Raw genomic sequence first — 8,906 nt, forward strand, 5'->3', positions numbered from 1 at the left:
GATTCTCCAGTAATCCGGTCGGAATACCTGTGAAACAGGGTAGCATCTCCCCTGGACTGCGTCCAGTTCTATGGGTTTGAGGTGGAACAGCCTACTCCCCTCTCCCTCTGGGAGAGGGGCCGGGGGTGAGGGGTACCAGGGCAGCTTGAGAGCTAAGGCAGCGCTCTAGCCGGCCAGGGCCAAGCGGGCGCCGTATTCTGCCGCCGACCAGAGTTTCCAGGCAGAGCTGCCCTGTAGCTCCAAGACCAGGTCGTGGTAGGCCAGGAGAGTGGGGCGGTGGCCGACGCTGACGTAGGTGGTGTTGAGGTGTTGCAGTTGCAGGTAGAGCAGCTTTTCGTTGGCTACATCTAGAGCGCTGGTGGCCTCGTCCAAAATGGCGTAGCGGGGCTGAGTAATCAAAATGCGGGCAAAGGCCAGGCGCTGCTGTTCCCCCAAAGAGAGGGTGCTGGCCCAATCTTTCTCCACGTCAAAGCCGCCCACCCGCTCCGGCAAATCGGCTAGGTTCACCTGGGCCAAAACCCGGATGAGATCTGCATCGCTGAGATCCCGGCGACGACCTGGATAGAGGAGTTGATCCCGCAGGGATCCCAGCAGCATGTAGGGCTTTTGCGGCAGGAAGAGCATCTCGGTGGTGTCGGGGCGGGCGATGGATCCCTGGCCGTTGTTCCACAGGCCGGCAATGGCCCGCAGTAGGGAGCTCTTGCCGCTGCCGCTGGCCCCCACAATGAGCAGCCGTTGGCCTGCCTCTAAACTCAGGGACAGATCCCGCACCAGGGTTCGTTCCGAGTTTGGTGTTAGCAAAGTAACCTGCTGCAGCGCCAGTTGGGGAGCAATGCGAGTTTGGATGGTGCTCTCCCGGTCGCGGGTGTGGCGCAGGGCCGGATTCTCCAACGTTTCGTAAAAGGACCCTAGACGGTTGATCCCGGCGGCAAAGCTGGAGATGCTTTGGATCTGGTTGGCCACAATTGAAAGGGCACTCAGCACCTGGCTAAAGGCAATGGTGGCCTGGGTAATGGTGCCAAAATCCCGTACGCCGCTAAAGTAAAGGGGGGCCACAATTACATAGGGCACAATGCGCGTGAAGTAGTTATAGGCATACTGAAAAATGTCAATAATGGCCTGCCAAATGATTAACAAGTCAAAGTTGCGCAGGGCAGCGGCAAAGCGATTCAAGATCTGCCTCAGCTCTAGGTCTTCTCCCTGGTAAAAGGCGATGGACTCAGCGTTGTCCCGCACGTGGACTAGGCTGTAGCGAAAATCGGCCTCGTAGCGCAGTTGATCGAAGTTAATTTTAATTAGCTTGCGACCGGCCAAAATGGCAATGGCGGTGCCGATGGTAGCATAGATAACCAGTCCCACCGCCAAGGGGCGGGAGATGCTGTAGAGAATGCCGGTAAAGGCGTAGAGGGTGAGGATCGAGTCGAGAATATCCAGCAAAAAAGAAAGGGTGGTGCCGGTAAAGGAGCGAACGTCTTCGGAGATGCGCTGGTCGGGGTTATCAATCTCTGTGTTAGCGGCGTTAGAATCCAGCTCGTAGTAGGCCCGCTGCTCGAAGTAGCGATCCAGAAAGTGGTCGGTCAGCCATTCCCGCCAAAACAGCCCCAGCTTCAGCCGTGTATACCGATAGATCACCAAAATGGGAATGGCCGAGATGATCAACACCCCGTAGATGATTAAAAACTGCCAGAAGGTGTTCTCTTCTTTTTGCTGTAGGGCGGTGTCGATAAACCGAAAGATAAAGCTGATCATCACGTTTAATCGGTTTACCGTTAAAGATAGAAACAGCAAAAAGGTCAACAACAGCCATTGCAGCCAGCGCCGCTGAATCTGGCGCCACACCAGCCCAAAGGCCAGGCTGCTCAGAGCCAAGCTGGCTGCGGCCACCCACAGCAGTGGCGAGGCCAAGTTTCTCTCCGTTTGCGCCACCAGCCCGGCTGCTACATTGGTAAAAAACTCTGGGAACAGGGCCTGACCAACCAAGGTCACCCCAATCTCCACAAAGAACATCAAGGCAACCACAAACACCATGGCCGCTGCCAGCAAGCCAAAGAAAATCCAGCCCCCGTAGCGCACCCGCGGATAAAAGTAGGGCTGAGCTACCGTGATAAAGCGGTCCCAAAGTTTGCGGTCGAAATTAAATTGAGCGGCTTGGGATTCCATGGTTGTGGTCGTGGTCAAGAGCGTGGGATCGACATCTTCCAGGCTAGCAGGCCAGGGATCCCTTCTCGGTCCACCAGGAGCAAATCCCTTCGCCTCTGAGGAAGAGCCCCGCTGCTCATGCTGAGCCAGTGCTGGTAGGGCTTATGTCCAGCTCCTGCGCGGCAGCCTACTTTTGCCCAAAGCTTCTGTTTTCAGTCGGGATCCCCTTGCAGCCGCTTTTGCCACGCCGCTTGGGCCGCCAGCCACACCGTCTGGACCGGCACGCGGAACTCTTGGGCGCAGGCCACACAGTCGCGGAACTCCGGCTGGGCGTTGACAATGCGGCCATGGTGATGGGCCACCTTGATGTCCACCAGGCCGTAGGGGGTTTCCACCCGCTCGATCCGCCGCTCCAGGACGGTGCGCTGCTGCTGGGAGTGGCGGATGCCCAGGGTAGTGGTTTCCCGGAAGATGAGCTCCTGGCACTCCGGCACCCGATCCGGCGGGCAGATTACCGTCAACAACACCCCTGGTCGCCCCTGCTTCATGGTGATGGGCTGGGTAAACACGTCCCAGGCGCCAAGGATCAGCAACTGCTCGCAGGTATAGGCAATCACTTGGGGGTTGAGGTCGTCAATCTGAGTTTGCAGCACCGAGACGATCTCGGTTGGCTCTTCCCCCTGGGACTGGCCAATCCAAAGACGAAACACGTTGGGAATGGGCAGCTCGCGGCTGCCGGCCCCGCGCCCCACTTTTTCCAGCCGCAGCGGTGGACAGGGCCCAAACGCTTCTGCCAGCGCCACCGCCAAGGCTGCGCCGGTGGGGGTAACCAGCTCGGCTTCCACGCCGTTGCTAAACACCGGCACCCGCCCCATCTCCCACAGCTCGATCACCGCCGGCACGGGCACCGCTAGTTGGCCGTGTTCGGTGCTCACCCAGCCGCCGCCAATGGGGTGAGGAGAGGAGATCACCCGCTCCACCTGCAGCCAATCCAGGCCGATACAGGTGCCGACGATATCCACCAGGGCATCGACGGCCCCTACCTCGTGGAAATGCACTGTTTCCAGGGGCACCTGATGGACTTTTGCCTCTGCTTGCGCCAGCTTCTCAAAAACTTTGAGGCTGCGGGCCTTGACCGCGGGAGCCAACCGGGATCCGGCAATCAAAGCCTGGATTTCCTTCCAAGGGCGGGCGGGCGGGGATCCGTCCAACACTTCTACCACCGCCTGTAGGGCAGGCTGGCCACACCGCTGCACCCGCTTCGCCTGCAGGCTGTATTCCCCCTCGATGCCCAGCGCCTGGAGCTGCTGCTTGAGATACTCCAAGGGCACCCCACAATCCAGCAGCGCCCCCAGACACATGTCGCCAGCAATGCCCGCCGCACAGTCGAAGTAAGCTATTCTCATGCCAGAGAACTGGGGGTGACAGCTATTGTAGGCAGCAACTGGCCTGGTCCGGTGATGGGAGAGGAATTAGGCTTCCCCAGAGTCTGAAGATTGAGAAGATTGGGCAGCAGATTCCCGCCAGTGTTGGATGACGTTGCCCAAATTGCGCCGAAACTCTCCAATTCCCAAGAGGGATCCGGGGTTGGGATCCCAGGAAGCCGAGAACACGCCGTAGCTGATGCCCAAAAAGCCAAGGCCAAACAAGGTTAGCGACTCCACCAAGGTGAAGTAAGGGGGCAAAGCCACCACATGGTTGGTTAAGAGGTAGTAATTGATGAAAAAGCTGCTCAGGCCCAGCCCAGAGGGGATCCCGGAAAACACCAGGATCCGCCGCACCATCCGCCGGCTGACCTCAGGGGGGATCGCAGCAACAGATTCCTGCTTAGGCGGCTTCTTCTCGACCTCAGCAGAGGTAAAACTGGGGCGACGGCGGACGGCTTTGGAATGGCGGCTGGATTTGGCCACAAAGACAGCTCTCCGATAGCGTTTTGGATGGGTACCTACTTTTTCACCCGGATGTTCAGCCGTTCGGCCAGCTCCCGGAAGCGGTCAGGAGAATGCTTAGCGATGTAGTTGAGCAGCCGCTTGCGCCGACCGATCATCATCAGCAAGCCGCGGCGGGAGTTGAAATCTTTCGGGTTTTTCTGGAGGTGCTGCGAGAGTTGGTTGATGCGGCTGGTGAGCAGAGCCACCTGAACATCGGCAGAACCGGTGTCGGTGTCGTGAAGTCGATAGCTCTCGATGATCTGCTGCTTCTCTTGTTGCAATAAGGCCATAAGATCAAAGGACTGGATGCACTGCTTCAAAATAATAACATCGACCTTTTGTCCCTTGCTATTGCCGGGGATGATCGTGGAGACAAGGGGATCATGACACCAACCTCTGGAAATCCTCCGGCACTGCCGGCTTTGCTGGAACTGCTGAATTCACAAGACCTGGGAGATCGGCTGCGCGCCGTCAACAAGGCCAGAGAACTGCCTGGGCCAGAAGCCTTGACGCTGTTGCAGCAAGCCATAGCCGACGAGAATGCCCGCGTCCGCTATGCCGCCATCAGCCAGATGGGCACCCTATCTGGTGTCGATCCTGCCCCCCTTTTGCCCATTTTGCAGCGCTCTTTGCGAGAAGATCCGGAGTTCGATGTGCGGGCTGCTGCTGCCGCTGCCCTGGGGGATCTGAAGCAGCCGCAGGCCCTGGACGATCTTCTGGGGGCTTATCGGCGGGAAACAGAGTGGCTGGTGCGATTCAGCGTCGTCGCCGCCCTGGGGGAGCTGGGCAACCCTGCCGCCTTCGACACCCTGGTGGAAGCTTTGCAAGCAGGAGATGATCTGCTGACAACAGCCGCTGCCGCCGCCCTGGGGGATCTGGGGGATCCGCGAGCCATCCCCCATCTAGAGCCCCTCATCGATTCAGACGATTGGCAGTTGCGCTACCGCGTCTGCATTGCCCTGTCCAAGCTGGGCACCGAAGCCGCCCGCCCCGGCCTAACCCGGCTGGCCCAGGATCCCCAAGAGCAGGTGGCCGCCCACGCCCGCGCCGCCCTGGAATCCCTGTAGATCTCCGGCCAACCTGCCCTAGCTCATGGCGTTGATGATGTAATCAAAGTAGGGAGCGGCCTCGGCGGCGGAGTCCGGATCCAACAGGCTGAGGGCTGCTTCCTTCAAAAAGACCATCGCGTCGATCATGCCGGCGATGGGCACGTTGAGGGCGTTGTACATTTCCCGCACCCCTATCAGGCCGATGGACTCAATCGGCTCTTTGCTGCCGGCAATAATGCCATAGGTCACCAGACGCAGGTACCAGTCGTAATCTCGCAAACATTGGTTGTAGCGCTTGTCACCGTAAGCATTGCCGCCGGGTTGCACATATTCCGGCCGCTTGGCAAATAGCCGCTTTTGGGCCTCGTCGATGATGCGCTTTTTATTTTCTGTTAGCACCTGAGCGATTTGCAGACGCCTCTCGCCCGTAGTCATGTAGTTTCTGATGGCTTCCAGTTCGCTGACTGAGAGGTAACGCAGTTGGTCATCCGCGGTCTCGATGATCTGGTTGATCACGCTCACGGTAGGGATTCTCCTGTTTTGTAACGCTCTTTCAATTCACTTAATCAAGCCAGCCCAGCAACCCATCCCCCTAGCCAAAGGTTGGCCCAGAAGATGAGAAGACAACTTAGCAAGCTAACTGCTCCCAGTTTAGGATAGGATAGACCTTCCCTCAAGCACCTGGCCCAGCCGGCAGACCGGCTCTAAATCCGGCCTCGCAGCCATTGGGCCATCTCGTTGGGACGTGGGGCGGCCTCCAGACACACCTCTGCGGTAATCCGACCCTCTTGGTAAAGCTTAAACAGAGACTGATTCATGGTACACATGCCCTCGTAGGAGCCATCGGCGATCAGCTCCTCAATTTCGTCCACCGCTCCCCGCTTGATGTAGTCGCGGATGGCATCGGTGTTGCGCATGATCTCATGAGCCGCTGCCCGCTTGCCATCGGTGGTGCGCACCAGCGTTTGGGCAATAATTGCTACTAGAGTCTCCGCCAGTTGCAGGCGCATTGGCTCCTGCTCCTCCGGCCTGTAGATCCCCAAGAGACGCTCGATGGTGCGGACGGCGCTGTTGGTGTGCAGGGTTCCGAAGACCAAGTGGCCAGTCTGACCAGCCTTCAGAGCCGTATCCACCGTTTCCCGATCCCGCATCTCCCCAATCAGGATGATGTCCGGATCTTCCCGCAGCGAGGCTTTCAAGGCATTGGCAAACTCCAGGGTGTGGATGCCGACCTCCCGCTGCCGCACCATCGATTTCTTGCTCTGGTGGACGAACTCGATGGGATCTTCAATAGAAATGATGTGCTTGGGAAAATTGGAGTTGACGTAGTCCACCATCGCCGCCAGAGTCGTGGACTTACCGGAGCCGGTGGGGCCGGTCACCAAAACCAAGCCTTTGTGCTCTTCGGCAATGCGCTTCAACACCTCAGGCGCCCGCAACTGTTCCAGCGTCAAGATCTTGAGCGGGATCAGACGCATCACCATGGCCGGGCCGAGCAGAGAAACAAAACAGTTGACCCGACAACGCACCAAACCCTCGTACTGGATGGCGGTATCCAGCTCCAAACATTCTTCAAACTGACGAATTTGATTCTCCGGCAAGCTTTCCCGCAGCCAGCCATAAAACATCTCGGTGGTGGTGACCGGGTAGTTGCTCAAGACCATCTGCCCCCGATCCCGGAAACGAGGCACTTCCCCCACCCCCAGGTGAATATCGGAGTAGCCCTTGTCGTAGGCTTCCTGTACCAGTTGGCGCAGCGTCGGGCCAGCGGGGGCAGACTTAGGAGCAGCAGCGGCCACCGGGATCCGCCCGGCAGCCGTGGGGCGAGCTGGGGGCACAAAAGGCGGAGCAGCCGGACTGAGAGGCGACGCCGGAGGCCGACCCGCAGCGGCAGGAGGAGTGGGCAGAGGCATCTGCGGGGGAGTGGCAGGGCCGGGCATGGGCACCGGTGTCTGCGGGGGAGCGGCAGCCACGCCCGGCGGGATGGGCCGGCCCAGGATAGGCTTGGGCGCACTGGGGGCAGGGCGCGATCCAGTTCCTTGCGGGAGGGGAGCAGCCGCACCCAGTATCGGATCCAACTGCGTTGGGGGCTCCACCTTCGGCGTCTGAGCAGCCGCACGCGGAGGGCGCTGGGCAACAGGCGGGGTCGGCGGCTTCCAACCGGAGTCTAAGTCGGTGGGAAATTGATTTTCGGGGCTGACCTCGCTCATAACAGGCCTCGCTTCTGGCAGGATCTGCGTCGATTTTAAGCTAGTATTCCCAGCCTGAGCAGAGGATTAGCTTTCTTGCCGGCAAAGCTCCGCGGGATCCTTAAAAGTTGGACGGGTGGCGAATGAGGCTCAAGAACTCCTCCCGCGTGCGGGGATCCTCCTGGAACACCCCCACCATCGAGCTGGTAACCGTCCAAGAGCCGGGCTTTTGCACCCCCCGCATCACCATGCACATGTGGGTAGCCTCAATAACCACTCCCACCCCATAGGGATCCAGCATGGTCATCAAGGCTTCCGCGATCTGGCGGGTAAGACGCTCCTGAACCTGCAGGCGGCGGGAGTACATCTCGACAATGCGGGCAATTTTGCTCAGGCCCACCACCTTTTGACGGGGGATGTAAGCCACATGGGCCTTGCCGATAAAGGGCAACAGATGGTGCTCACAGAGGCTAAATAGGGTTACGTCCCGCAGCAGCACCATCTCGTCGTGGCCCTCGTCGAAGATGGCGCCGTTGATGAGATCTTCCAGGGACTGCTGATAGCCGCTGGTCAAAAACTTCAGCGCGGCCACCACTCGCTCCGGGGTTTTCTTGAGACCCTCCCGCTGGGGATCTTCCCCAATTCCCCGCAGCAACGTCTCCACTGCGGCCACCATCGCCGGATCCAGGCTTTCTGAGCCCCTGGGCTCTTGCTCTGCCGAGTGGGACAGATCGCGAATAACCCGAGACTTGAGGTTGGCTTTGTCGTTGAGTCGCAATTCGGCACCGGATCCAGGCTTGGCAAGAGTCATAGCAGGATATTCCTTTGGTTGAACGAAGGGTTGAAGGAACTTGTCGAGGGAGACAGGGCCGGGAAACCCTCAAAACTGGGCTAGCAAGGCCACTCCAGGAAGAGCCAGCCTAAAAGGCCCCCACCGCCGGCATGAGGGTGAGATCTTCCACCACAGCACCCCTGGGCAGGCGAACGAGATAGGCAATCAAGTCCGCCACCCACTCCGGCGAGAGCATTTTGGAACGGTCGAAATCCACCTGAACCGTATCCGTATCCCAGAGAGGCGTATCCACCGCTCCGGGACAGAGGCTGGTTACCCGGATGCCGTGCTGTCGTTCTTCTTCGGCCAAGGCCTGAGAAAAGCCCAGCAGGCCGAACTTGCTGGCGCAGTAGGCTCCCCAATTGGGAAAGGCTCGCTTGCCCGCAATCGAGACGACGTTGACAATCACGCCGAAGCGCTGCCGGCGCATCGCCGGCAGGACGGCTTGGGCGCAGAGAAAAGCTGCCGTCAGGTTCAAGTCAATCACCCGCTGCCAATCCGATAAAGCTACGTTGGCCAAGGGACCAACGTAGGCCACGCCCGCATTATTCACCAAGACATCGCAACCGCCAAATCGATCCAAAAGAGCTTGCAACTGCTGCGGTAGAGCGGGCAAGTCGGCCAAGTCGATGGGAAAAACCTCCGCCTTTCCTCCTTTTGCCTGGATCTCCGCCTGCACCGCCAGCAAATCGGGGTGGGAACGGGCCACCAAAGCAACCGCTATCCCTTCCTCGGCCAGTCTCAGAGCTACCGCTTTGCCGATCCC

Annotated in this window: 8 protein-coding genes and 1 pseudogene; 1 reads left to right on the forward strand and 8 read right to left on the reverse strand. The window is 59.2% G+C overall.

Translation table 11 applies throughout. The features are described 5' to 3' along the window. Positions 1 to 165: 165 nt before the first annotated feature. The 4 genes and pseudogenes from NW853_RS13675 to rpsO form a co-directional block, all read right to left on the reverse strand. Positions 166 to 2,160 carry an ABC transporter ATP-binding protein/permease gene (locus NW853_RS13675; protein ID WP_414349304.1) on the reverse strand — a complete coding sequence of 665 codons (1,995 nt, stop codon included), beginning with the start codon at positions 2,158 to 2,160 and terminating at the stop codon, positions 166 to 168. A gap of 191 nt (positions 2,161 to 2,351) precedes the next feature. After that, the gene (larC, locus tag NW853_RS13680; RefSeq protein WP_414335007.1) at positions 2,352 to 3,545 is read right to left on the reverse strand and encodes a nickel pincer cofactor biosynthesis protein LarC; all 1,194 of its coding nucleotides are present in this window, start codon (positions 3,543 to 3,545) and stop codon (positions 2,352 to 2,354) included. Positions 3,546 to 3,611: 66 nt separating this feature from the next. Continuing rightward, positions 3,612 to 4,067: pseudogene (locus tag NW853_RS13685) on the reverse strand (photosystem II biosynthesis protein); the annotation flags it as partial. A gap of 17 nt (positions 4,068 to 4,084) precedes the next feature. Then, positions 4,085 to 4,360: a 30S ribosomal protein S15 gene (gene rpsO / locus NW853_RS13690; RefSeq protein ID WP_414335006.1), complete on the reverse strand. Its 276-nt coding sequence runs from the start codon at positions 4,358 to 4,360 to the stop codon at positions 4,085 to 4,087. Positions 4,361 to 4,453: 93 nt separating this feature from the next. On the opposite strand from rpsO, the gene NW853_RS13695 reads away from it, so the two are divergent. Then, on the forward strand, positions 4,454 to 5,137 hold the full coding sequence (locus NW853_RS13695; protein WP_414335005.1) for a HEAT repeat domain-containing protein: 684 nt from the start codon (positions 4,454 to 4,456) through the stop codon (positions 5,135 to 5,137). Between the two features lie 18 nt (positions 5,138 to 5,155). Here NW853_RS13695 and apcD read toward each other — a convergent pair whose 3' ends face one another. The 4 genes from apcD to NW853_RS13715 all read right to left on the reverse strand — a co-directional run. Continuing rightward, a complete protein-coding gene (gene apcD, locus NW853_RS13700) occupies positions 5,156 to 5,641 on the reverse strand; it encodes an allophycocyanin subunit alpha-B (RefSeq protein WP_414335004.1) in 486 nt (161 codons plus the stop codon). 182 nt (positions 5,642 to 5,823) lie between these two features. Continuing rightward, on the reverse strand, positions 5,824 to 7,059 hold the full coding sequence (locus NW853_RS13705; RefSeq protein WP_414349305.1) for a type IV pilus twitching motility protein PilT: 1,236 nt from the start codon (positions 7,057 to 7,059) through the stop codon (positions 5,824 to 5,826). A 370-nt stretch (positions 7,060 to 7,429) separates the two neighbouring features. After that, positions 7,430 to 8,119 (reverse strand): GTP cyclohydrolase I FolE, encoded by a 690-nt coding sequence (gene folE / locus NW853_RS13710; RefSeq protein WP_414335003.1) that lies wholly within the window; start codon positions 8,117 to 8,119, stop codon positions 7,430 to 7,432. A 109-nt stretch (positions 8,120 to 8,228) separates the two neighbouring features. Continuing rightward, positions 8,229 to 8,906: SDR family oxidoreductase (locus NW853_RS13715; RefSeq protein ID WP_414349302.1), on the reverse strand; the 678-nt coding region annotated here is incomplete at its 5' end.

The organism is Synechococcus sp. H55.11 (assembly GCF_047462475.1).
Taxonomy (GTDB): Bacteria; Cyanobacteriota; Cyanobacteriia; order Thermostichales; family Thermostichaceae; genus Thermostichus.

Excerpts from the sequence above, each read along its gene's own strand:
- larC (WP_414335007.1), bottom strand. The coding sequence starts at position 3,545 with ATGAGAATAGCTTACTTCGACTGTGCGGCGGGCATTGCTGGCGACATG.
- NW853_RS13675 (WP_414349304.1), bottom strand. The coding sequence starts at position 2,160 with ATGGAATCCCAAGCCGCTCAATTTAATTTCGACCGCAAACTTTGGGAC.
- NW853_RS13695 (WP_414335005.1), top strand. The coding sequence starts at position 4,454 with ATGACACCAACCTCTGGAAATCCTCCGGCACTGCCGGCTTTGCTGGAA.
- folE (WP_414335003.1), bottom strand. The coding sequence starts at position 8,119 with ATGACTCTTGCCAAGCCTGGATCCGGTGCCGAATTGCGACTCAACGAC.
- NW853_RS13705 (WP_414349305.1), bottom strand. The coding sequence starts at position 7,059 with ATGCCCGGCCCTGCCACTCCCCCGCAGATGCCTCTGCCCACTCCTCCT.
- rpsO (WP_414335006.1), bottom strand. The coding sequence starts at position 4,360 with ATGGCCTTATTGCAACAAGAGAAGCAGCAGATCATCGAGAGCTATCGA.